Genomic DNA, 21,850 nt, shown 5'->3' on the forward strand with positions numbered 1-21,850 from the left:
CGCTGCTGTCACGCGGTTCTTCTCTTAGCTAAAGACGGATGCTCGGCTGTTTTCATGATGAGTCCTCGTACTAATACGTATATTCTCAAACAGCAAAACAGTTGCTATAGAGGCGATACAGAGCGGATTTTGTGTTTCTCTAGTGGCTGAGAGAATCCAACAATGAGTAGTGGATACCGACGAGGGACTACCGGGCCGAAAAAGTTGAAGTGGCGCTGGAAAGATGAGACGGAGAATCGGTCGCTGCCCCAATCGTGGGCCGACAACGGGCGCACAGAATCTCCCAAGGAGAACGAAGTGCATCTGTACGCAATCCAGTGTCGGGCTGGGCTCTTGCTGGAATGGCTGGTCAATACACGAACAGGGAAGCCACTCAGAGGCCCGCTGAGCGAGAAGCCGGGGCTTCGTGTCCTGTACGTTACCGCCGACGGTGAGTATGCAGTCCTGAAAGAGTTGGAGGCCCGCGAAATTGATGACAGTTGGAAGCCGCCCAAGCAGTTCGCCAGCATCATCGCAAAGCACCCGGAGGAGGCCGATCCAGTTCCAGACTCCAACCAGGACTACTACCGACGGGGGGTTGAAAACCTGTACGACGTGAAGTGAAAACGGCGATCTCATACCAATATGCTCATATATGTAATATTGTAACCGCGAATATGCACGACCTGACAGCATTTCAACGAGACTTATTGTTCGTAGTTGCTGGGAAATCCAAACCCGCTGGTGTCGCAATCAAAGACGAAATTGAAGAATATTACGAGAAGAAGATTCATTACGGCCGACTTTATCCAAATCTGGATACACTCATCGACAAAGGTCTCGTCGAGAAAGGGAAGAAAGACGGACGGACGAATGGCTACATAATCACCAATCGTGGGCGTCGAGAGATTCAAGCCCGGTGCGACTGGGAGAATAAGTACTACAACTGACCAGATTCACGACTGTCGGCAGGCCAGATTTTGTGCCTCTCTGGTGGCTGAGAGAGCATGGCTTCGCCACAGATCGACGTCGACGAGATTGTTGAAACGCTTGAGGAAATCCGCCAGCGCGGGCACAGCGCGCACACGGTCTTCCGAGACTGGGTCAACCTCATGCTGTTCGCACTGCAGGACCGAGACGATCCGTATCTGGAGATCGTCGACAACTATCGCGAACGCGGTGACATGGCCCATCCAGACGGACAGCGCTCGGTCGACCTCTTCGCCAAGGCGTTCGGCCAGCTCCAAGAACGGATGGCGGCCACCGACGCTGACGTTCTGGGTGCTGTCTACGAGGAATACGGACTGTCCAGCGATGAGTTCGGCCAGCACTTCACACCTCACTCTGTTTGCGAGACGATGGCCGAGATCGCCGGCGTCGTAGACGAGAGTGATACCAACGACCGGCAGACAGTTTGTGACCCGGCCTGTGGGAGCGGTCGGATGCTACTGGTCGCCGGTCGAAAGCAGCCAGACGCGCTGTTTGTCGGGCAAGACAAGGACCCACTGTGTGCCCGAATGACGGCGCTGAACTGCTGTTTCCTGAATCTGGACGCCTACGCTATCCAAGGCGACTCACTCACTGTCGAGTTCCAGCGAGCGTGGCAGACGTCGTACTCTTCGCTGGGCGGGAGTGTTCGCGAACTCGACGACGAGGAAGTTGAGGAGCTTCGCGAGTGGGTGACCGACACCTTCGAGAACACGGCCGAGGAGGAGAACCGGTCCAGTCCAACGCAGGGGACAGACACGGGCGCGGAAGACCAAGCATCTCCTGTTGCGACGTCTGTCCCAAGTGAGCAGGCTAGTCTGGGTGCGTTCGAGGGCAGCGATTGACGGCTGTTTTGTGTGCCCCAGTCGGGTGCGGGGCGGTCCAGTGAGAGCGTCCCGAGGAAAACCATGTCAGAAGAATCAGACACAGAGCCGGATGCGGCTCCAGACTCAGTCGAAAAGGTCGAACGAACGGACTTTGGGTGCAGTATGGAAGCACGGTTGGATCGAGGCACTGACACTCGCGATCAAGACAGAGTGACGATCAAATCGAAGGGTGAGACTGCCGAGGAGACGATTGTGGAGTTCTACAAGCTCATAGAAGAGTACGACCAGGAGATCAGTGGTCGGCTTCGGGATGTTCAGCCCGAGGCAGACGAGGCAGGCGAGGAAGACGAGGATTAATAGCTAGTTTACCATCAGATTTCAGCCGTTTTCGAGACCGGTTCTATCCCTCAAAGTAGCCATTAATGCGTTTGGATTTTGGTCAATTTCAGTAAACTTAATGGCGCAAAGTTGTTAGCTGTCCTGAAATGTTTGACCTCACCAGTTTTCAACGTGACCTGCTGTATGTGGTGTACGGTCTAGACGGCCCACATGGCCTCGCAATCAAAGAGGAGATGGAGGAATACTATGAGGGAGAAATCCATCATGGGAGGCTGTACCCGAGCCTTGACACACTTGCTGATAAAGGGCTCATTGAGAAGGCACAAAAAGACAGACGGACCAACATCTACTCAGTCACGCGACGTGGCGAACGAGAGATAGCTGCTCGAAACGAGTGGNNATCCGACTCTGAATGGCCACGCCGCAGTCGAGATCGAGAACGTGCTTCACGCGGTCGTCTCAAAATACGATGAACAGGGTCACAAGGGGTAATTTACAGAGTGTGGCACCAGATTGGAAGACTTTCCAGACGGCGAAATCATCCGCGGTGATCGCAAGGAGGGAGAGGGTGTGTGACGTACTCTATGACACGCTAGTATTAGACTAGTCTGCAGTCGCACCCCTCGTTGCCGCTGTAAACAATCGAGAACAGTTGCCTGTCTCTTATTTTTATGCGAGGTCATGTTTGTACACCCCTCATTGCCGCTGTAAGTGAATAGGCAAAGCAGCCACAGCGTGTTACCATATCAAGTTGATAACTCCGCGTAGCCACTGAATTAGGACAGGCATCATCAGTTTTATTATGATCTATGCTGTTTGGTACCGTACCACGCTTTTGCGTACTAAAATAACGACGCTTTAGCGTCGGTAGCGTGAAATACCGGTTTTCACTCTTCTACACAGGGTCTGTTCAAGCGCGTGTAGATAGCGTGTCGGTATGCTATCACTCATTATGTGCCCGCTTTCATCTGGAAACTCATCTCAACTGTTACAGCGGCAACACGGGGTGTGGGAGTACTACTACCTTCTAAATTCATACAGTATCCTGGAGTAGGATATCACCAATAGATGGGAACTGAGCGACTGATATACGACTTTCCAAATATAGCATACCAATCTTACCTGTTTTACAGCGGCAAGGTGGTGGACAATATTAATATGAGGTCCATGAGATTGTGTTGGTATGAATGAGTCTGAGTCGTTCTTCGGCAATCCAGATCCAATCTTTGCTGACAAGGAACTCCTCAGAGTGAGCCACCTTCCGGAGAGTGACCGGATAATCGGACGCGACACTGAACTTCGAAAGCTCGCTAATGCTATCAAAGACGCCCAGCGGGGAGACACCCCGAACAACGTATTGGTTTACGGAAAAACGGGTACGGGCAAAAGCCTGTGTTCAAAGTATATAACTCGCGATCTCACTGAGGCGGCCGCCGACAACGGTGTCAAAATCGGCGTCGCATACGTGGACTGTTTCCAAGAATCAACTGAGACACAGACAGTCCGCACAATTGCTCAAGCACTCAATAGCCCAGAAGAGACAGAAATAACAGTTCCACATACTGGGGTGAGTACCTCGGACTATTACCGCCGTCTCTGGGATATTCTTGATGCACGGCTGGATGTTGGAATCATTATTCTTGACGAAATAGATAAATTAGAAGGTGACAACGTTCTAATGCAACTGTCACGCGCTGCCGAAGCAGGCAAGGTGACAGAAAGTACTCTTGGTGTGATTGGTATCAGTAACAAAATCCGTTACAAAGACTCTCTCAATGAACGAGTCAAATCAAGCCTGTCGGAACGAGACTTCGTTTTCCCACCGTATGATGCGAACCAGCTCCGGGAGATCCTCAAATCTCGTTCCGATGCTTTTCGTGAGGGTGTTCTAGATGAAGATGTTATCCCGAAAGTAGCAGCCCTCGCGGCGAAGGAACATGGAGACGCGCGCAAGGCAATCGATATCCTCCGATATGCTGGGGAGATTGCCGACGAACACGACGATGATACAGTAAAAATCGAATATGTTGATGAGGCGCATGACCGTGAGGAGCAGGCTAGACTTTCTGAGCTCATTGCCAAGCAGCCAGAACACTCAAAATACCTGTTACAGTCGCTTGCGTTACAAGTACAGGATACGCCAGGTAAGAATCCTCCAATCCCAACGAAAAGCGTCTATTCGGTGTATGAACGCCTGTGTGAGAGCAATGGAGTTGATCCACTGAAAGTGCGACGTGTTCGGGATCTACTCTCCGAACTTGCGTTTCTCTCGCTCGTTGAGCAGGAGCGCAAAGGGCGGGGAAAGGGCAAGGGCGCACACACAGTAAACCAACTTGTTGACGACCCTGAAGTTGTGATTAAAGCGTGCAAGTCAGCGTAAATCGCCCGATGCCAAGCTCTATTCGCCTTGACCACGAGTGAAAATCGCGAATGTGACTGAACCCGTAATTGTGATCTGGGGTGACAGGCACGGATCGCACTCCAGAGTCCGAACTACTCAGCACCCTTTGCAGTAGCTGTATATTTCACTGCTTTCCAATGATATCGTTCGCTTCATCGCGTGTCCGCTTTGCGGCCTCCTGTGCGTAGCCTTTGTGGGTCGTCTCGATAGACTTGTGCCGGAGTACGTCTTGTGCCAGCTGTGGATTCTCGCGATAGATTTCTCGCCCGAGGCCACGGCGAGCGCCGTGGGGTTTCAGCGGTTCATCAAAGTCGTAGTCGGACCACTCGCAGAGTTTGGCGAGGATGTCCCGAGCCGACTGGGTTGTGATCGACGGCGTCGGGTCAAGTGCTTTTGCCGCGTTGTCGAGTCTGGGAAACACAGCTTCATTCTTGTCGGGCTCTCGAAGTTGCTTCCAGCGCCGGAGTGGACGGATAGCATCGTCGAGGATCGGCGCAGACTCGCGGGTGCGGTTCTTGCCGAATACTTGCATCGTGCCGGCGTCGAGATCGACGTGACGCCACCGCAGGCCGTTCCGTTCTTCATCATCAGAAACAGCGACCAGTTCTGCACTACGCGCACCGGAGTAGGCGAGGAGGAAGACGAGTGCTTGGTCGCGGTAGGCCGCCGTGCGGTCGACGTCATCGCTTTCGCCGGCGTCGTCGACGCGGGCGGTCGCAGTGGCACAGATGGCGTCGCGGTCCCGTGCCGTCCAGTACTGCTGGTCTGTTTCGGTCTCATCGGTTGGCAGCGGGCCTTCGGCGTGGTTAGTCTTGGCTGGGTTCGTCGGAATCAGACTCTCGTAGACGGCCCACGTCAGAAACGAGCGGACGTAGGCGAAGTAGCGTCGGGCTGTTTCTGGTGAGATATCGTCTCTGTCGTCGGCCCGGGCCAGGTCACGAGCGTACTGCCGACAAAGGTCGTCGTCGATATCCTCGGGACTGGAGATACCGTGCTGGTCCCGGGACCAAGCTGCGAACTTCCGTAGGACGCTGGCGACGTTCGTTCGGTAGCGACCGGAGTCGATATCGACTAGTCGTTTCTCGATGGCTGCTTCGAGGGCATCACCCCCGGGAGTAGCGTCGTATGCAGGCGGAAGCCGATCCATGCTTCCCGTACAGCGGCGATCCGGGTAAAACTGGTGGTGCTTAATATTATAATACAAACCTAATCCGCGAACCCGAATATCGGCGTTTCAGGCACTCTGGTAGTGGAAATTCGGTACTTCTGTGTTTGGTAAAGTGTATGTAGCTATATCAATCTCGCTCAAATTCTGACCTCTAAGAAACAACATAATTTTAGGACTCTAAGATAGGCCGGCTAGTTCGTGAGAATTCAGGGGTCTCAGCGGTTACGATGAGTCGAAGATAATTCCATGTCTGACTATAATTTATATAGCATGAACCTATAGGGTATACCTATATGGTACAGTTACAGGGTGGTAGTAATGGCTAAGACACGCCGTGCAGCACTATACCTTGATAAGGGAGGTACTGGAAAAACAACAAGTGCGGTTCATCTGGGCGCTGCACTCAATGACCTCGGTTATAGTGTGCTTGTAGTTGACTTAGCCGGGAAGCAGGGAGACTGCGCTGATGCACTTGGCATTCTTGAAGAGGTCCAGACTGACATTGAGAATGAGGACGACTTCCCAAATGTTGCGACAACGATGGGAAGTCGGTGGAGCGACGTGGCAGACATGGTCGGAGACGAGGAGGCAGTTGACCGACTGGTCTACCAGACTAACGCCGGTATTGATCTTATTCCGGCGCACCCAGATCTCGATGGACTGGATGCAGACCTAGGCAACATTGACAACGTTGACGAACGGTATAATCGACTTCAAACATTCTTAGACGAGTTTGTGGAGCCAGTCAACCGATGGGATGTAGTTCTACTGGATATGCCAGGACTCGCTAACAATATCACTTATAATGGCCTTTGGGCCGCTCAGAACGTTGTGACACCAGTCAGTATGGGTAGTTTCGAGCTTAAGCAAGCGCGCTCCCTTGAAGATGATCTTGAACAGATCCGCTCGAACTACGGGCAAGACGTACGACTAAGAATGCTCATTCCGAATCTGTTTGACAGGCGGACTACGCTTCATGCTGACCTCCTGGAACGCTTCGAGAAAGAGTTCGCGGATCTCGTGGCTCCAGAATTTGTCGTTGACTCACAGCAAATTCGGACCGTCACTGAAGCGGGTCAAACGTTGTTTGATCTCAATGAAGATAGCCTTCTAAAGACTGGCAAAGATGCGCGTGATGCATTCCTTGCAAACGCTGAAGAACTGTACTACCGACTTGGAGAGAGCCAATGACAGATAACGATATTGATGAGAGATTAGATGAGCTGCGAGAAGAGGAATCAACCGGAAACCGCTTAGATCGCGATGATCCCCAAAATCAGGCCTCTTTCGTTGATGTCCTTGTTGACGCGCTTGACTCAGCCGAAGCTGGGGACCTCTCTGAGACAGTTACTGCATATGACCCGACACTTGCAGCTGTCCTTCAGGCACTTGAGGAGGATGATCGAATGGACGATATATTTAATCAATTACGTGAGGCGTACGACGGAGAGTCGGGCCTCACAGACGAAAGCCGAAGCGCTATTATTCGACTAGCCGTCCGTGTAGGGCTTCAAGAGGGTACTGACGATGTCATGGATGACCTCAAGCAAGCCGTTGAAGATCGCCGGACGACCACCATCTAGTCCCTGTTAGTACAGCTGTAGCCAATGGAATTGTCCTATACCTAAACCCTATAGCAAAAACCTATAGTTTTAGCCTATAGCTTGAGACTCAGGGTTGAAGTCGTGTAACCGCTTCTTGAAAATTATCACTAACCTCGGTCACGTAACCAATTCTCTGGAAAATTCCGATCTACACTCTTTCAAGATCACTACACAGAAAGCTCGTCAATCGGAGCCAGATACTGATTTTCCCACTCTCGATGGCCTTGGAGGTCTCGCACGCCACGCCTTGTCAGTCGATACTTGTTTCCTCGTCCGTTCTTATCCATTTTCTTGATACGCTCTTCTGTAGCGGATTGTTGGTAAGTTGGAGCAGTAGCTGGNNGTGCCGAATCAGCGATTCGGCACGGCAGCTATCGGGTGTTTCAACGGTATCTGTGTAAGGATTGCGGCCGGACGTTCAACGACAAGACCGGCACGGTCTTCGAACACTCAACGATACCGCTCAGGAAGTGGTATCTCGCCGTCTACACGTATATCCGGCTGAACACGAGTATTCGGCAACTCGATGCAGAACTCGCCGTTTCGTACAAGACGGTCTACCGGCGCGTCCAGCGCTTCCTGCGGGCGCTGGACGCGCCTCGGCCACAACTCGAAGGGCCAGTCGAAATCGACGAGCTGTACGTCAACGCAGGGAAGAAGGGCCGCGAGCGCGACGGCTGGTCGCGCTCGCGTGGCCTGTCCACGCGCGGTCGTGGAACCTATTACGAAGACAAGCCGCCCGTGTTCATCCTCGCTGACCGCGGCAGGGGAGAAACGTACGTTCATCCGGCGAAAGCCGCCGGTGAGTCAACGATTCGACTCCTGCTTGACGACCGCAAAGAGGAGTCGTTGACAGTCTATACTGACGGCTTTCGAGCGTACGAGCCACTCGACGAGGACGACGCATTCGACCGCCAGTACGTCGTCCACGGAGAGGGTGAATACGCTGATGGAGACGTGCACGTCAACACGTGCGAGAGCCACGCGTCGCTGGCGCGACGGTGGCTCTCGCCTCATCGAGGTGTCTCGAAAGACAAACTCACACCCTATCTCAGAGCATTACAGCTTCGAAAACGCGTCCGCCGAAAACCCGGCGACGAAGCGCTCAAAACCATCCTTGAAACAGCGCTATGACGCCACCAACAATCGCTTACCCAAGAGCGTTCTTGATAAGCCCTTTCTCAGCCATTTCGTCCAGTTGCGGATACACACGTCCGACTGTGATCTCCTCAGCATAGTATTCCTGCAGTTCGGCGGTGAGTTCTGTCCCCATCGGATCGTCCATGCCTGCGATCACGACTAGCATATCACGTTTGAAACTATTCACATCGTACATCCTGTCAAACCAAACGCCACGTCCGAGAGTCATAATCTTATTTATTCGCACTCATCTGAACCCGCCTTGGTAGCCTCCTGAAGCACTGTACCGGCCCTTTGCCTTACTCACAATGTCCGTTTTGTGCAGCCCTCACAGTCGGAGACTCCACACGATGTCCAACCCACCAGACGACGCATTGCTGACCGAATTCGCAACCTACCAGAACCGGAAGCTCCTACTCTGGCAGCTCGCAGCAGACGGACGCGCGTTCTGTGGTATCCAGTTTGTCGCTCGGGAGCACGACCTGCAGAACGCGCCCGTCGACAAACAAGTCCAAGCCTTCGTCGACGATATGCTCTCGGACGGCGAGGTTCGACCAGAGTACGACGCGATGGCGGACTGGGAAGCCCTGGAAGCGAACCACGGCGACACCGCCGACCAGTACCTATAGACCAGACTCCGCCGCAGGGCGATTTTGTGTCGCCTCAATGGCTGGAGGCTTTCCAGTATGTTGCCGACAACCGAACCACCGTTCGACCCGATCTTCGTCGATGAACCGCTGCTGATCCCAAACTACAAAGAGACGATCATCAGCAAAGTCGGCTTACCGTTCTACGCCGACGTTGACCGCCCCGATGAAGTGCCCGCTGATGAGCGCGAGCGAACCATCGACCTCACAGAACGAATCCTGCGCGCCGGCGGCGTCCGAACCGGCTTCGGGCACCACGAAGAAGTCCGGACCTCGATGGAGTCGTGGGCTCCAAATGCTGACGAGGAATGCGATGCTGACCCCGGCTACTGGCGGTCGTCAGTGCTCTTGATGGCTCCCCAAGAGATGAATTTCGGACAACTGGACGGCGAACCCGAACAGAAGCACAAGAAAGCCAAGACCGTGCTTGCGTGGGCCGCCGACTGTATCGACAGTGACGTCCTTCAGGAGATCGAGCGGTCCCAAGCCGAGGACATCAAGCAAGCATGGCGCGACGCCGCAGAAGCCGAACTGACTCAGCGCAAGATCGAACAGTTCGCTGAGGAGCCACCGGAAGAACTCGATGGCTGGCAGAGACTTGACGCCGGCCACGACGCCGTTGAAGTGGCCTACGTCGCTGACAACCATGGGACGCCGTCGGTCGCGGCCGTCTTTGAAGGCGCTGACAGCGAGTTGGAGGCGCTTGAGTTCACGCTGGAAGCGTGGGACGAGAACGATGGGAATCCTCGCGAGGCAAGGCCAAATCGGCACTGTGTCACGACTGACGGTGACGGGGCCTACGCCCAACTCCGGTCGCATCTGCTGACCTTCGAGGTCGAGCAGATGGAGCAACTCGAAGTGTAAGTTACTCCAGCGGTCAGTACGGTCAAATCGCAGACTAACCACACCGTGTTTCGAGTGTAAACACTACTTCCGTCTGGTGGTTTTTCACCGGAAACGGTGGTGTGTGCACGCGTGAGCAGTAGTCATTTGATGATGGCAGTGCTGGATCGAATATGTCGTTCAGTGTCAACTGGCATACGCTGTTGGAGGAGGCTGATGAACTCCCATCTGATGCAGTGCTGGTGACGCCGCTCTCGCATACGCCGTTCCGGATCAGTGAGACACAGGAACACCGAATCATCGTCGACTACGTCGAAAAGGATGAGACTCGGCCACTCCAGCGCAAGCAGTTCGAGACGCTGTTTCGGCGGGTGCATGACGAACCAAATCAGGAGTTCGCTCTTGACCGATTGCCACCCGATGCCGAACCCTTCGCTACGGTCTGGTCGCTTCATCCACGAATAGAGATTGACGAAGATGTCGGCATCATCCGACAAAGCAACCTCGAAACCACGACACAGATCGCTACGACCGGTGATGGGGATGAGGACACCGAGCGCACTGAACCGGATCTGCAAGTGTACAGCGACGCACTTCTATTGACCGACGCGCTTGAGCGCCACGACGCCGAAACGTTTGGGGATATCGAGACGGATACGCTCGTGGACCTGTACACGATGCTGTCGGATGTCCAGCGGAGTGCCAACGACCTTCGGAAAGAGGTCGCTGATGTCATCCTGAGTCGGCTCCATCACGACCAGCCAGTCAGTGGGCAGTTTGGCTCCGTCCAGCGGACCGCACGCCGTCAACGCTCGCTCAAAGACGAGGAGACTGTGCTGAACGCACTGGAGGCCGCTGGGATTGACCGTGAGCGCGTGACGAGCGTTGATCGAGACAAGGTGGACGATGCTCTTGAGGTGACTGAACTATCCGAGACGGATCTGTACGACATCGAGAGTACAGAGTACGTCCGCAAAGCCGATGTTGACGAGGAAACCAAAGAGACCCGGCTTCAGGGACTGAAAGATCGCCTTGTCGCCAGCGATGGTGATAATGCGGAAGTCCAGCAGCTCCAAGACGAGATTGCGGAACTCGAAGACCGCATCGAGGAGTTGACCTCGTTTGATTCCGGGGCGTCCTATCACACGTCTTCAGCGACCGAATAAGCGCTCATCAGCTGTCTGTGCCAACGGTATCCTGTGGTCAGTGCAGGGCGCGAATGTCGCAACCGGTCGAGCACGGTTTACCAAGATGGTGATTGCTCAGTACAGTCCAGTAGTGTGTAGTATATTCGCGTGAATTACTCTCTAAAAAAGAGGATTCCAACAGAGCTACGGCGTGCAAATTGACGATATATGATCTCCTCCGGTTTGTGGCTCCAGACACGGTGGAGGAATCAAAAACAAATGTCTACCACTAACACGTCCATCGGTGTGATCATCCCTCTGGGATATACGACATCATCGCCGTTTTGAGGAACAGTACCTGCCTCTACTCTTCGGACGGTTTAACAGAGATGTCCAGAATATCCATAAGTATCTCATCAATCTTCCCGATAGGTTCAGAAAGATCCCCATCGCCACGTTCTGCAGTCTCCAACTCATCGAACAGCGTAGCAAGTTCCTGAACGGTGTCTGCCGCTAAGTCTCGAGGATCAATCACTGGCGAGGATTTTAGCGCACCAAGTTCGATTTTCTCTAGACCACTGTATGATCGGCTCACTTTGCTGATTTCTTGTTTGACGATATTGCTGTTCAGGTAGGCAAGCAGCGCTTTCACCTGTTCCTCGCTCTCCTCGAAGTCGGGGACGATATTGTGCATATTATTCAGCGTCCTCAGACCCGCCTTGTTGTGGATGAACTGAGACCCTGTTCGGCTCATATACTTCGCTAGTATCGGTGCAGGCTCGCGTTCATCGACACAGTACCAGGGATTTCGCTGGTCCAAGAGCTTCCGGTCAGTGTCGTATTCTTTTTCGCAGTAATCCAGATATGCTGCGACCCCTTCTGGATCTTGGACCTTCTCCCTCTCATTGTCATAGCAGTACAGTAGCCAGACATCTCTTCCCTTGCTGTGCCATGATAACCAGTCTTCGCTAGTGATCTCGTATCCAGGAATGTCTTTCGCTGTTCGGATTATGGGCCAGAGGTATTTCTTCGGAAGCTTGTGGTTCTCAATATCATCCTTGGTGAGGCAGAAGATCTGGTTATTCCCCGTGGCAATCCCACGCTTGATCGTCGCAATATCGCTAAACTCGCTTACACCGGTAATTTCCTCAGTGTCCGTTGGCGCGAAGTAGTGCAGCCACTTTTCTTCAGGGGAGAGTAGTCGCTGTGCAATATCTACCCGATACCCCTCCGGACCATCTGAGTCCTCGAAGTCCTCATCAAGGAGTTCAGTCAGTGACTCGTAATCTGGCCATTCAGGGAGGTTGATGAACGTAACATCGTGATTCTGCTGTGGGGTCTTTTTTGTCAAGAGCAGCAGACTCACCGTCGTCTTTACGCCCTCAAACGTCCCCTCTTGATCATCGAGATTTACTACGGCCTCAATCTGGAACTCCTCTTTGAGATATTGCTTGAACCCCACCCCGAAGTCAGTCTGCATGAATCCGGACGGGATGACGAACCCTAGCTTTCCACCCGGCTTAACGAACTGCGATGCATGGATGAGGAAGTACACATACAGTGGCGACTTACCATGGAGTTCGATCCCTGCTTCCCTAGATATTTGCGTGTTTACCGCCTCCTTTTCATCTTCCGTGAGTAGCTGTGACCGAGAGTAGGGAGGATTCGAAACCACGGCGTCGACGGGGTCAGATTGGTCTCTTCCCTCACTGGTCCATTCGTATGCCTTCAGGTCGAGGAAATCTTCAATACTCAGTTCCGGGCTCCCGGCTCCATCGATTGACTTCAGCGAAACTGCAGCCATCGAGACGGACAGACCATCGATGTCGATGGCCTTGATGTCCTGAATGGGGGTAGGGTCTCCTCTCTCTGTTTTCTCACGGACTACTGCAGATGAGAGCATACCGGCACCTACGCCAGGGTCCAAGACAGTAGCAGAGTCTTCCGAGACGGCCCACTCTGCTAGGAGCGTGCTGATTCTATTGGGGGTAGCAAATTGCCCCAGTTCCCGACGGGCGTTCTGTGTGAAGAGACACTCATAGACGGTGCTGAGGACAGTGGCTGGCTGATCGTAGGCACGAAGAGCGCTCCGAAGCGATAGAATCTGGCGCTGTGCACTCTCTGGGATTTCTGCTGCTAACTGGCTCGGTGGAGTGGGCGAGAAACCTTCGTTGCCGGTGAGGTTCCTCGCAGTTTCGAACTCTCGGGCATGATCGGCATCGACATCTAGAGGTTCGAGCTCTTCAACCTCCGGAACGTACAGGGAGTGTAGCGTGCTCTTCAGATAGAAATCGAATACGGCAGCACGGGAGATCACCTCCGCGGATGATTCGGATGCATCCATTCCTCTGTCGTCAAGCCACTGTCGAACTGAGTGAGGGGGATCTTGAATAAGCGAAGAAGAATCTATGAGCTGCTGTGCCGTATCATCGATGGATTCGAGGATCAAAGCTGCCAGTTTCCCCCTTGTAAGTTTGTCCAACTTCGGCTCTTCTGCTCCGGTGTGTTCTACACTCAGAAACCACTCCAGAGGGTTACTACCCTCACTACACTGAATTACTCCGAGTTCCGAGAGGCATCGAAGTTTCTTATATGCTGTCGGGTACGAACAACTGAGTTCAGACGAGATGTGCGATGTTTCAGCACGGCCGAAATCAGAGACGGTGTTGAAAAAATCGACGAGAGGGTATTCGATTCTGTGGGGGCCCTCTCTTAGTTCCCGCCTTATCGACATACGCCAATAAATATGGTCGGGTATATTGGGGCTTTTGGAACGCCGTTATTAGCAATCAGAAAGTCGTGGGTGGTGGCTGAGATCCAAAGATGGCAACAGTGGTCTGATTTATCTATAGACATCTACGCTTTTTCTAGTAGCTTTTGCCAGTCCTCGTTCCGGTGGAGCGCATACCAGAACATCTGTAGCTCACTTCGATATCGATCATACTCTGGGACCATCGACTCCACAAGATCCCAGAACGCCTCCGAATGCTCCGGGTGCCTTGTATGTACAACTTCGTGAGCGACCAAGTAGCGAAGGTGGTCAAAGGGAAGGAACGCGGACCGGAGGTTGAAATTGAGCGTGTGGCCAGACGAGCAACTTGCCCACTTCGTTTGCTGATTGCGGATCGTTATCTGCTCAACAATTAGATTGTGGGTTGCACATATCGAGTCCGCGATCGTAGTAACCGCCTCACGGACCGCTTCCCTCGCCTGGTTAAGAAGAAAGCGCAGGTGGTCACCGGACTGTGGCGTCTGTACTCTTACCGTGCTCCCCTCAATGTGAATTTCATAAGAACCGGTCCGTCTTTCCAAATCATATTTCTTCCCCCAGAAAACGAAGCCAGACGTAACATCACCGTATTGCTCAGTGACACATTTTACGGACTCCTTTTGCTCATCGAACTTCTCTGAAATCCAACTGGTATTTTTCGCAACGATTTCCCGACCAGAGGCATCTGAAGAAACTGTAACAGAGAGAGAGCCGTCTGGATTGAGCGTTAGCTTCGGGTTCTTCACGTTCCGCTGCTGGACAGAGTATGGTATCCGATCCCCGGATTGAAGCTCCAGAATCTCTCGTTCGGCGCTCACGATAGTGATAGGCAATTCCCCAAGTGCTTTTAAACTTACCACCGTATCCTGTAGTCAATGAGTAGCTCTCCAGATGATGTTTCATTCACCATTGACAGCCGGCTATTAGAGGAACTAGGAGAGAATCTCGTCACCCGAAATCACGTCGCCGTTAGCGAGCTTATCAAGAACGCGTATGACGCTGACGCGACTGAGGTTGTCCTTGAGTTCGTAGATGCGAGAGCAGACGATACAACAGACAGTAAGATCCGAATCCGTGACGATGGGACCGGAATGTCTCTCGCTGAGGTCCGTGATGACTTTATGCGGATCGCAACGACAGATAAGAGGGAAAATCCGAAGTCGGAGAAATTTGGACGAGAGAGAGCAGGGTCAAAAGGGATCGGTCGGTTTGCTTGCCGCCGATTAGCTCATGTGTTGGAGCTTACTACTACAGCGTATATCGAAGCCGATAACGAGTACGAGAGGACATCTTTGACAATTCCTTGGAGAGAGTACGAGAGTAATCAAGAAATCGACGAAGTCACATTCTCCCCAACTGTTGAACGGCTTCCTGTAGATGGGAAAGCGGAGACGGGGACAACTATCGGACTACGTGATCTCCAAGACAAGTGGAATCAACAGGATTTCAATACTCTTCGACGAAATGTTTCGACACTTGCGGTTGTCCAGCCGACAAACAGGGGCCCAGAGTATGAACCAGACCCGGGCTTCGAGATCCGATTTGATGCCCCAGAATTTGAGGATGGGGAAGGTGCACTTTCAGAGCAGGTTCACGATGCCAGTTGGGGCTGTCTAGAGGGTACTCTATCCGAGAATGGAGAGGTGTCTCTCTCGCTAGATGCGAAGTTGATCGGTAATCGAACATATTCCTTCAACCACCCTGTAGATAGCCTTGCTGGAACAGAATTCAAAGTATCCTACATTCCTCTAGACACAAAGGAACATTACCGTGATTCTCAAACGCTAAGCTTGGGACGTGCTAAGGAGATTGCTGAGGATCAAAGCGGTGTTAGAGTGTACAAGGGTGGGTTCCGGGTATTCTCATATGGAGGACCAGATGACGACTGGTTAGGAATTGATGAAAGGAGGACAATCAACAAGGACCGAAAGCCGGATGATAGATTTGAAGAACTTTCCGACACACTTGAGTTTCACACAGAATTCGAAAACACTCTATTGTCACTACCAAACAACCGGAACCTGATCGGACGTGTAATGATCAGTTCTTCTGCAGAGCTGAAAATGGCGTCCAATCGTGAGGATTTCCTCGACAATGACCTGATACAGCAGCTGAAAGAGATTGTCGTCCTAAGTATCGAGTGGATGACCCTCCAATATAGCCACTATAAAGCTAGAAAGGCTCAAGAGGAGTTACAGAAGGAGACTGAGAAGTTCCTTGAGGAAACCGGAGAAGATGATGGCTCCGATAGTGAAACAGAATCGGGGGGCGAAGCAGAATCGGAGAGCCAAACACAATTGGGTGACCTGAAGGGTGAGGAGCCTGAAACGGATGATTCGGGTATTGGAGAGGAAGATAGATCAGATGAAACCGTAGACAAAGCGATTGATCTTCTGGAGGGGGTAGCAGATACAGCGACTGAGGCGATGCCAGAGGAGGATAAGCAAGTCTCTGACGAAGCAGTTGAAACTGCCACTAAGGTTATTAGGAACTCGATTGACAGAAAGGAACAGGAAATTGACTTCTTTAGGTCTGCTTTCTCTGTCAATCAGGTCGTCTTCTCTTTCTCCCATGAGCTTCGGTCTATGGTCAGTAACTTGGAAAGCAGTGCTTCGCGCATTGAAGCAGTCATCGACGATTTGCCTGAAGAGCAACGGACGAGATTCTCAGATGTCATTGATGATCTTCGAGATATGCAAGGGCGATTCGAAGACCAGATGGAACTCTTTGGCATCTTCATGGAGACTGGTACACAGAAAGAAATCTCGCCACAAAACGTCGCAGATACCGTAACGGATGTTACGGACGCAGTTGAGTACATCGGTAATTACTACGACGTGAGCATCTCTACTGACATCCCCGAGTTGCTTCGTACTCCGCCGATGTATGAGTCAGAACTCTATTCAGTTATTGTGAATCTGGTGACAAATAGTATCAAAGCCGTTGGAACCACTTCTGATACCGGCAAAGGTATTTTCGTCCAAGGAAGCTCGACCGATGATGGAGTTCGTATCAGAGTATATGACGACGGGGTTGGTATTCCGGACGATCAGAAGAATGCCGCATTCGAGCCGTTGGTCTCTGACCCGGCTGAGAACATGTACGAGGGGCTTTCAGAGCAAATGCCTGAAGAACTATCTGAGCATCTTGGGAAGGGAAGTGGACTTGGACTTAGCATTGTTAGGAATATTGCTCAGAAACACGATGGGCACGCTGAGTTTGTGGAGGCGGAAGACTGGACAACGTGTGTGGAGGTTACGCTGAATGAGTGATTATACTGTCTGGTGGATTGACGACCGAGATAATCGAGAGAAAAATTTTGCCAACGTTTTAGAGGAGCAAGCAGATCCCCTCTCTGTTGAATTCTCTAATCCAGAGGATGCTACAGAGGCGCTTCAATCAAACAACCAGCCAGATGCAGATCTCGTTTTGATTGATTGGGTGCTACATCAGAACGGCGGTTATACCGGGAAAGGGCTCACAATGGCCGGCACAGTCAGAGAGAACCTTCCTCAAGTCCCCATATATGCCTTTAGTGGGGAGGCGATTGATGAACTTCAACAGCCCGTAAGCAAGAGCCATTTCCAGTGGACATGTGAAGTCAGTGATTTAGTGGGTGTGGAAAGAGCTACCAAACTGGTTAACGATCTATCTGATTATGAGGCCCTGGAATCAGTTAGGGGTGAGGGGTTTGAATCTCTGATCGAAACTCTGAATCCTCCAGAGGCCGCTAGGCAGGAGGTAGAAGCTGTTATTCCAAGAGAGTTCAATTCTGGATTGAAAGAAGATCCAACAATGAAGGGTGGGAACAAGCTTGCGTTTATGGAATGGGTATGTCACCGATTCCGCGAGACCCCCGGGCCACTTTGGAATAAAATTTGGACTGCTACAAAGCTCGGATTAGAGGTGGATGTCTTCGACGACTATCTTGAAGAACTATATGACACATCCTATGGAGAATTCACCTATGATGGGATTTTTTCACACTGGTCTGGAGAGCGTTGGTGGTCTTCCGAAATGATTGGGGCCGTTGTTGAGTTGAACCAAGACCGTGATGCGCCGGTTGGAGAGATCTGCCGGACTGCTACAAAGATACTGGATGTACCTGAGGATAGTATCGCATATTGTAGAGTATGCAGGGATAAATACCCGGAAACGGTCGCTGCTCAAACAGAGGGTAAAGATGCTAGATTCCCCGTACATCTCATCTGTAGCAATGTACATCACTCTCGGGAGGGAAAATTTGAAGATTATCGATTGGTGGATGAGGGCGCGCAATAGTGTCTTTTGATGACCTACTCCCTCAGGCCAACCAGCTATATGAGCATCTGCTGTCCGAACTTGATTTCCTCCGAAATTTTGAATCGGGGGCTTTTGAGCGAAATTGCGAATATGTCACAACTGCTTATTTCAACATGAGGAGTCAGGAATCTAGTGACTGGGCTCTTAATCTCTCCCCGAACTGGGTGTTAGATATTGGCGGAGAGGACTTTGATACAGGAGAGGCACGGGATTTTGACGAGAACATGGGGAAGGCCATTATTGGGGGGAAGATATCTGTTTCCGAGGGGAATTTTGAGGAGTACTCTCTCAATCTCACATTGTTGGCCCAGGAGGACACAGAAGCGCGTGGTAGAGATACGAATAGGCACCTTGGAGCCCCTTGCTGTTGGAGTGCTGAGGCCGCAGAGTTCGATTACCGAGTCGCTCGTCGATATCACTTTGATATTGATATGGGGGACAATGAGGATGAGAGGAAGCCGGTCTCACATCTTCAGAATGGGGGGAAGTTTGACACAGGGCATCTTCAGCACGCAAATCCCCATTATTGCTCAAGTCCGTTAGATAAACCTCGGCTACCTCATCCGCCGATGGATCCGATTCTGATACTCCATATGCTTGCAAAGCAGTATCAAACGCTCAGTCAGATGATACAGAGCGAGTGGGGTAACAGAGTACGTAGAGCTGAACGCCAACTCTGGGAGCCATATCATTCCACAATCAGCGACTGGTATGATGTCGGACCCGGATCCGAGACATTCGCTTCTTACATTGAGAACGAGTGAATCAACCTACCATTACCGTACTGCGACTTTCCGAGCTGCTCTTTTGTTGAAGAAGCGATGAGCCCGAGCAAAACTCTGCTAAGCCTACTGCTTCACGCGAGATAGGTGTAACCGTTGTCGCAGTAGCGGTGAAACATCTACTCAGAGAAGTCTAGTACCGTCTACGGTACCGATTCAGGATCGTTCCGATCAGTACGCAGGCATATTTCATCGACTAATTCAGTATTCGGTTGGCGAAAATAACGCAATCTCTGTGCTGGACGAATCTTCTCTATTCAGCACGCCATTTGTGTCACGATAGGATAATCGCCGAAACCGTTCATTCCAGGTTCGCCAGACTGCGGCGCTTCCGTTCACTTCCAGTCATCTTCCGTTCATCGGCTATTATTGGGTGTTTTATCGGTACGATACGTATTTCTATCTCCAGAATGTCAGTGAAATCTATTTCCGATCACCCGCGCCCAGTCCTTTTACATACTACTTCGTGGCCGCAAGTATGCCGCGTACACAGACACCCGACAGGGTCGAGCACGAAACGATTGAGGGGAAAAAGACAAAGACGTACATTTACCACAGCGACCCCGAGTACAGCAGTCGCATCGAGGTCGAACGCGAGGAGCGCTGGGAGTTCGGCATTGACGAGGAAGCTAGGGCCGAATTGCTCACGACGACCGACAGTGTCGACGACCTGCTGGTCGACCCGGCACTGCCAGAGTGGCTCGAAGAGATTCTACTGAACGCCAAAGAGGTGCTTGAAGCGGGCGGCTGGCGGGTCGTTCACGGGATCGTCGATAGTCTCTGGGTCCAGCCCGTCGACGGGGAGGAACAGACGGCCATCCCGGAGCTGTGTGCCCGCATTTCGGAGTGGGAGTCTATCCCGCTGGAGCTGGAGGATCGATACGACTGGATCTGTTTCGTTCCCCTCAGTGATTCCGAGGCTGGGGCGCTCACGAAATACTTCGGTCGCGTGGCTGGCACAGATGAACTCGTAACGAAAGGTATCGAGGCGGTCCAGCGGAGTACCCCGACGTTCATCGAGGCACTCCAGCGGGACCTCATTTGGACACTTGATCGTAAGCGGTCGCCAGAGGCCGTCTGTGAGCGGTTATATCGCGGTATCCAGACGTTGGAAGCGGGCAACGTCACCCACAGGACCTAGTGATTCGGAAGCGCGTCTCCAAGGCGGTCGAGGACTACGACCAGCGAACACAGACCGTCGCCGCCCTCCAGCGAGCGAAGGACCAGGGACTCCCGCGCCACCCCGGTCAGGATGTGGAGTATGTCATCGTCGACGACGACCGCCGCTCGAAGGAGTGGGTCCAGTTAGCTCACGAGTCTCTTAGCGAGTACGATACCGAGTTCTACCGGACGCTGGCGCTTCGGGCCGGTGAGAGTGTGCTTCGCCCGCTTGGGTGGGACCAGACTGATTACCGCCGCTATCTTCGCGGCACCACGACGCTTTCGCTGGAGGGATTTCAGTGAGTGGTGGGCTTGTGAGTCTGAAAAGCGACGCAGAGTCGCTACGCGTTGTGGTCGATACCCATCTCTCGGAGTTCCTCGTCGGTGGGTTCGTGGCCGGTTTCGCCCTTGTGGAGCGCGACCGCGTCGTTGAGCATCTCCAGGGCTTCTTGACGGGTGTCGCCTTGCGTGGTGACGCCGGTTTCGATGTGAGTGATTACCCAGCAATCACCCTCGGGCCACATCCGAATCTCGTCCTCGTTGATATTTCCGTCGCGCGTCGAACCGGCCATTGTGTCGTATTTTCCGTATCAGCGGCATAAACGTTCGGCTGGCGGATCACAAAGGTGGAGACAGGAATCGACGGGACCCGAACACGGGTACTGAAGAAGACATATTCGTACTACGAACTCACGGATATGGGCTGAACTGTCCTCACAGAGGGGATTCGTGAGGGGGTCAAGATACTGGCACGCGAGGAAGTTGCGCTGGAGGATAAGTAGAGCAAGTGACTCGCCTTTCGGTCACGCGATTCAAGAGATCGAAGCGCTCCCACGGGAACCGAGGCTTTCTGAACGAAGCCGAAGCCCTCAGCCTGTCTCACCCGTTGACGTTTACACTCACCTGTATCGATCTGTTTTGTCCCACCTCCATGGGTGGAGGTTTAAGTACCATGACGAACGCAACCAAGCGTGTGACTGACCGAAATCCTGAGTACGATCCCGCTGATATCCTCGGCGCAGCGAGTTCCGATCCTGAAACGAGAGGGAACGGACAGGAACGAGTCCTCGAATCCACCAAGTATCCCGACCGTACAGAGGATGAGACTCGTACCTGTACGACCTGTGGGCAGGATATTCCACGGGATGAACGCCAGTGTCCGTTCTGCGCTCAAACCGGTATCTCAGAGATTCCTTCCGACGATCAGGATAGCAGCCCACTTGGGGAGTGGACGTTCGGTCGGGTTATTCTGGCACTCGTCGAAGCGAACACTGACTTCCATGCACGAGCCCTCGGCGCTGCGGCCTTCTCCGTGTCTGATAGCATCGCGAGCGGCGAGGATGTCTCCCATGGAACCGTGAAGTGTCGAGCAGCATTTGGAACCGAGCCAGCCGCCACTCTCACGAAGGGCTGGCCCGACCTGCCAACCGAAACCACGATCGACGAGAAACCCGGACAGGCGCTCTTGGAGACAGCCGACGAACAGACCAACTGGGACGGGGATGGGGACGACGTCCAGCCACGGATCTATCTCGAGGACGGGTCGCCGGTCACCGACCGCTCGGAGTTCCAGCGCCTCACGGATGAGTTCCGAGAAGACGATGGGACGTACTGGCTTGTTCCCGGCGTTGTGCAGCGCCATCAGGCAAGAGCCGAACCGGAGATAATCGGTATCGGATTCTACTGCTGCCAGTGTGGCGCCGTGACGGGACACGAATCTCACGGACTGGATGGCTTCGAGTGCCACCCACACCTTGACCGCATGATCTGGAC

At 52.7% G+C, this 21,850-nt stretch carries 22 protein-coding genes and 1 pseudogene; 18 read left to right on the forward strand and 5 right to left on the reverse strand.

What is annotated here, in order from left to right; translation table 11 throughout:
* Positions 1-162: 162 nt before the first annotated feature.
* From AV929_RS00785 to AV929_RS00805, 6 genes are all read left to right on the forward strand, one after another.
* Positions 163-603 carry a hypothetical protein gene (locus tag AV929_RS00785; RefSeq protein WP_064287113.1) on the forward strand — a complete coding sequence of 147 codons (441 nt, stop codon included), beginning with the start codon at positions 163-165 and terminating at the stop codon, positions 601-603.
* 53 nt (positions 604-656) lie between these two features.
* Positions 657-929: a helix-turn-helix transcriptional regulator gene (locus tag AV929_RS00790; RefSeq protein ID WP_008313478.1), complete on the forward strand. Its 273-nt coding sequence runs from the start codon at positions 657-659 to the stop codon at positions 927-929.
* Positions 930-986: 57 nt separating this feature from the next.
* Entirely contained in the window at positions 987-1,811 is an 825-nt protein-coding gene (locus tag AV929_RS00795; protein WP_064287114.1) for an N-6 DNA methylase, read from the forward strand.
* 63 nt (positions 1,812-1,874) lie between these two features.
* Positions 1,875-2,150, forward strand: coding sequence for a hypothetical protein (locus AV929_RS00800; protein WP_064287115.1), 276 nt, complete (start codon positions 1,875-1,877; stop codon positions 2,148-2,150).
* A gap of 128 nt (positions 2,151-2,278) precedes the next feature.
* Positions 2,279-2,605 carry a PadR family transcriptional regulator gene (locus AV929_RS21130; protein WP_230458809.1) on the forward strand — a complete coding sequence of 109 codons (327 nt, stop codon included), beginning with the start codon at positions 2,279-2,281 and terminating at the stop codon, positions 2,603-2,605.
* 710 nt (positions 2,606-3,315) lie between these two features.
* Positions 3,316-4,512 carry a Cdc6/Cdc18 family protein gene (locus AV929_RS00805; RefSeq protein WP_064287116.1) on the forward strand — a complete coding sequence of 399 codons (1,197 nt, stop codon included), beginning with the start codon at positions 3,316-3,318 and terminating at the stop codon, positions 4,510-4,512.
* A 145-nt stretch (positions 4,513-4,657) separates the two neighbouring features.
* Here AV929_RS00805 and AV929_RS00810 read toward each other — a convergent pair whose 3' ends face one another.
* Positions 4,658-5,680: a site-specific integrase gene (locus AV929_RS00810; RefSeq protein WP_064287117.1), complete on the reverse strand. Its 1,023-nt coding sequence runs from the start codon at positions 5,678-5,680 to the stop codon at positions 4,658-4,660.
* Between the two features lie 339 nt (positions 5,681-6,019).
* On the opposite strand from AV929_RS00810, the gene AV929_RS00815 reads away from it, so the two are divergent.
* The 3 genes and pseudogenes from AV929_RS00815 to AV929_RS00825 form a co-directional block, all read left to right on the forward strand.
* Positions 6,020-6,892 (forward strand): ParA family protein, encoded by an 873-nt coding sequence (locus tag AV929_RS00815; RefSeq protein WP_064287118.1) that lies wholly within the window; start codon positions 6,020-6,022, stop codon positions 6,890-6,892.
* Positions 6,889-7,284: a hypothetical protein gene (locus AV929_RS00820; protein WP_080510005.1), complete on the forward strand. Its 396-nt coding sequence runs from the start codon at positions 6,889-6,891 to the stop codon at positions 7,282-7,284. The genes AV929_RS00815 and AV929_RS00820 overlap by 4 nt, the downstream gene beginning before the upstream one ends.
* 366 nt (positions 7,285-7,650) lie before the next feature.
* Positions 7,651-8,439, forward strand: a pseudogene (locus AV929_RS00825) (IS1595 family transposase); the annotation flags it as partial.
* A gap of 16 nt (positions 8,440-8,455) precedes the next feature.
* Here AV929_RS00825 and AV929_RS00830 read toward each other — a convergent pair.
* Positions 8,456-8,674, reverse strand: a complete 219-nt coding sequence (locus AV929_RS00830) for a helix-turn-helix transcriptional regulator (protein WP_080510006.1) — start codon at positions 8,672-8,674, stop codon at positions 8,456-8,458.
* Between the two features lie 121 nt (positions 8,675-8,795).
* On the opposite strand from AV929_RS00830, the gene AV929_RS00835 reads away from it, so the two are divergent.
* From AV929_RS00835 to AV929_RS00845, 3 genes are all read left to right on the forward strand, one after another.
* Positions 8,796-9,074 (forward strand): hypothetical protein, encoded by a 279-nt coding sequence (locus AV929_RS00835; protein WP_064287119.1) that lies wholly within the window; start codon positions 8,796-8,798, stop codon positions 9,072-9,074.
* Between the two features lie 57 nt (positions 9,075-9,131).
* On the forward strand, positions 9,132-9,956 hold the full coding sequence (locus AV929_RS00840) for a hypothetical protein (protein WP_064287120.1): 825 nt from the start codon (positions 9,132-9,134) through the stop codon (positions 9,954-9,956).
* A gap of 152 nt (positions 9,957-10,108) precedes the next feature.
* On the forward strand, positions 10,109-11,101 hold the full coding sequence (locus tag AV929_RS00845; RefSeq protein ID WP_064287121.1) for a hypothetical protein: 993 nt from the start codon (positions 10,109-10,111) through the stop codon (positions 11,099-11,101).
* A gap of 325 nt (positions 11,102-11,426) precedes the next feature.
* Here AV929_RS00845 and AV929_RS00850 read toward each other — a convergent pair whose 3' ends face one another.
* Together AV929_RS00850 and AV929_RS00855 are read right to left on the reverse strand one after the other, a co-directional pair.
* Complete coding sequence (locus AV929_RS00850) at positions 11,427-13,796, reverse strand: class I SAM-dependent DNA methyltransferase (RefSeq protein WP_080510007.1); 2,370 nt, start codon at positions 13,794-13,796, stop codon at positions 11,427-11,429.
* Between the two features lie 122 nt (positions 13,797-13,918).
* Positions 13,919-14,650 (reverse strand): M48 family metallopeptidase, encoded by a 732-nt coding sequence (locus AV929_RS00855; RefSeq protein WP_230458810.1) that lies wholly within the window; start codon positions 14,648-14,650, stop codon positions 13,919-13,921.
* A 57-nt stretch (positions 14,651-14,707) separates the two neighbouring features.
* Between AV929_RS00855 and AV929_RS00860 the strand changes: the two genes are divergently transcribed.
* The 5 genes from AV929_RS00860 to AV929_RS00880 all read left to right on the forward strand — a co-directional run bounded on the left by AV929_RS00860 (position 14,708) and on the right by AV929_RS00880 (position 20,380).
* Entirely contained in the window at positions 14,708-17,104 is a 2,397-nt protein-coding gene (locus tag AV929_RS00860) for a sensor histidine kinase (RefSeq protein ID WP_064287122.1), read from the forward strand.
* Positions 17,097-18,113 carry a response regulator gene (locus AV929_RS00865; protein WP_064287123.1) on the forward strand — a complete coding sequence of 339 codons (1,017 nt, stop codon included), beginning with the start codon at positions 17,097-17,099 and terminating at the stop codon, positions 18,111-18,113. The genes AV929_RS00860 and AV929_RS00865 overlap by 8 nt, the downstream gene beginning before the upstream one ends.
* Positions 18,113-18,898, forward strand: a complete 786-nt coding sequence (locus AV929_RS00870) for a hypothetical protein (RefSeq protein ID WP_064287124.1) — start codon at positions 18,113-18,115, stop codon at positions 18,896-18,898. The genes AV929_RS00865 and AV929_RS00870 overlap by 1 nt, the downstream gene beginning before the upstream one ends.
* 496 nt (positions 18,899-19,394) lie before the next feature.
* Positions 19,395-20,057: a hypothetical protein gene (locus AV929_RS00875; RefSeq protein ID WP_064287125.1), complete on the forward strand. Its 663-nt coding sequence runs from the start codon at positions 19,395-19,397 to the stop codon at positions 20,055-20,057.
* Positions 20,057-20,380, forward strand: coding sequence for a hypothetical protein (locus tag AV929_RS00880; protein WP_064287126.1), 324 nt, complete (start codon positions 20,057-20,059; stop codon positions 20,378-20,380). The genes AV929_RS00875 and AV929_RS00880 overlap by 1 nt, the downstream gene beginning before the upstream one ends.
* 38 nt (positions 20,381-20,418) lie before the next feature.
* On the opposite strand, the gene AV929_RS00885 is transcribed toward AV929_RS00880, so the two are convergent.
* Positions 20,419-20,649, reverse strand: a complete 231-nt coding sequence (locus AV929_RS00885; RefSeq protein WP_064287127.1) for a hypothetical protein — start codon at positions 20,647-20,649, stop codon at positions 20,419-20,421.
* Between the two features lie 380 nt (positions 20,650-21,029).
* Here AV929_RS00885 and AV929_RS00890 point away from each other — a divergent pair.
* On the forward strand, positions 21,030-21,850 hold an 821-nt coding region (locus tag AV929_RS00890; protein ID WP_064287128.1), incomplete at its 3' end, for a hypothetical protein.

The organism is Haloarcula sp. K1, assembly GCF_001647155.1.
In the GTDB taxonomy this organism is placed as follows: Archaea; Halobacteriota; Halobacteria; order Halobacteriales; family Haloarculaceae; genus Haloarcula; species Haloarcula hispanica.

What these genes read in the sequence shown, in the direction of transcription:
- AV929_RS00785 (WP_064287113.1), top strand. Translation starts at nt 163, where the DNA reads ATGAGTAGTGGATACCGACGAGGGACTACCGGGCCGAAAAAGTTGAAG.
- AV929_RS00790 (WP_008313478.1), top strand. Translation starts at nt 657, where the DNA reads ATGCACGACCTGACAGCATTTCAACGAGACTTATTGTTCGTAGTTGCT.
- AV929_RS00795 (WP_064287114.1), top strand. Translation starts at nt 987, where the DNA reads ATGGCTTCGCCACAGATCGACGTCGACGAGATTGTTGAAACGCTTGAG.
- AV929_RS00800 (WP_064287115.1), top strand. Translation starts at nt 1,875, where the DNA reads ATGTCAGAAGAATCAGACACAGAGCCGGATGCGGCTCCAGACTCAGTC.
- AV929_RS00805 (WP_064287116.1), top strand. Translation starts at nt 3,316, where the DNA reads ATGAATGAGTCTGAGTCGTTCTTCGGCAATCCAGATCCAATCTTTGCT.
- AV929_RS00810 (WP_064287117.1), bottom strand. Translation starts at nt 5,680, where the DNA reads ATGGATCGGCTTCCGCCTGCATACGACGCTACTCCCGGGGGTGATGCC.
- AV929_RS00815 (WP_064287118.1), top strand. Translation starts at nt 6,020, where the DNA reads ATGGCTAAGACACGCCGTGCAGCACTATACCTTGATAAGGGAGGTACT.
- AV929_RS00820 (WP_080510005.1), top strand. Translation starts at nt 6,889, where the DNA reads ATGACAGATAACGATATTGATGAGAGATTAGATGAGCTGCGAGAAGAG.
- AV929_RS00830 (WP_080510006.1), bottom strand. Translation starts at nt 8,674, where the DNA reads ATGACTCTCGGACGTGGCGTTTGGTTTGACAGGATGTACGATGTGAAT.
- AV929_RS00835 (WP_064287119.1), top strand. Translation starts at nt 8,796, where the DNA reads ATGTCCAACCCACCAGACGACGCATTGCTGACCGAATTCGCAACCTAC.
- AV929_RS00840 (WP_064287120.1), top strand. Translation starts at nt 9,132, where the DNA reads ATGTTGCCGACAACCGAACCACCGTTCGACCCGATCTTCGTCGATGAA.
- AV929_RS00845 (WP_064287121.1), top strand. Translation starts at nt 10,109, where the DNA reads ATGTCGTTCAGTGTCAACTGGCATACGCTGTTGGAGGAGGCTGATGAA.
- AV929_RS00850 (WP_080510007.1), bottom strand. Translation starts at nt 13,796, where the DNA reads ATGTCGATAAGGCGGGAACTAAGAGAGGGCCCCCACAGAATCGAATAC.
- AV929_RS00860 (WP_064287122.1), top strand. Translation starts at nt 14,708, where the DNA reads ATGAGTAGCTCTCCAGATGATGTTTCATTCACCATTGACAGCCGGCTA.
- AV929_RS00865 (WP_064287123.1), top strand. Translation starts at nt 17,097, where the DNA reads ATGAGTGATTATACTGTCTGGTGGATTGACGACCGAGATAATCGAGAG.
- AV929_RS00875 (WP_064287125.1), top strand. Translation starts at nt 19,395, where the DNA reads ATGCCGCGTACACAGACACCCGACAGGGTCGAGCACGAAACGATTGAG.
- AV929_RS00885 (WP_064287127.1), bottom strand. Translation starts at nt 20,649, where the DNA reads ATGGCCGGTTCGACGCGCGACGGAAATATCAACGAGGACGAGATTCGG.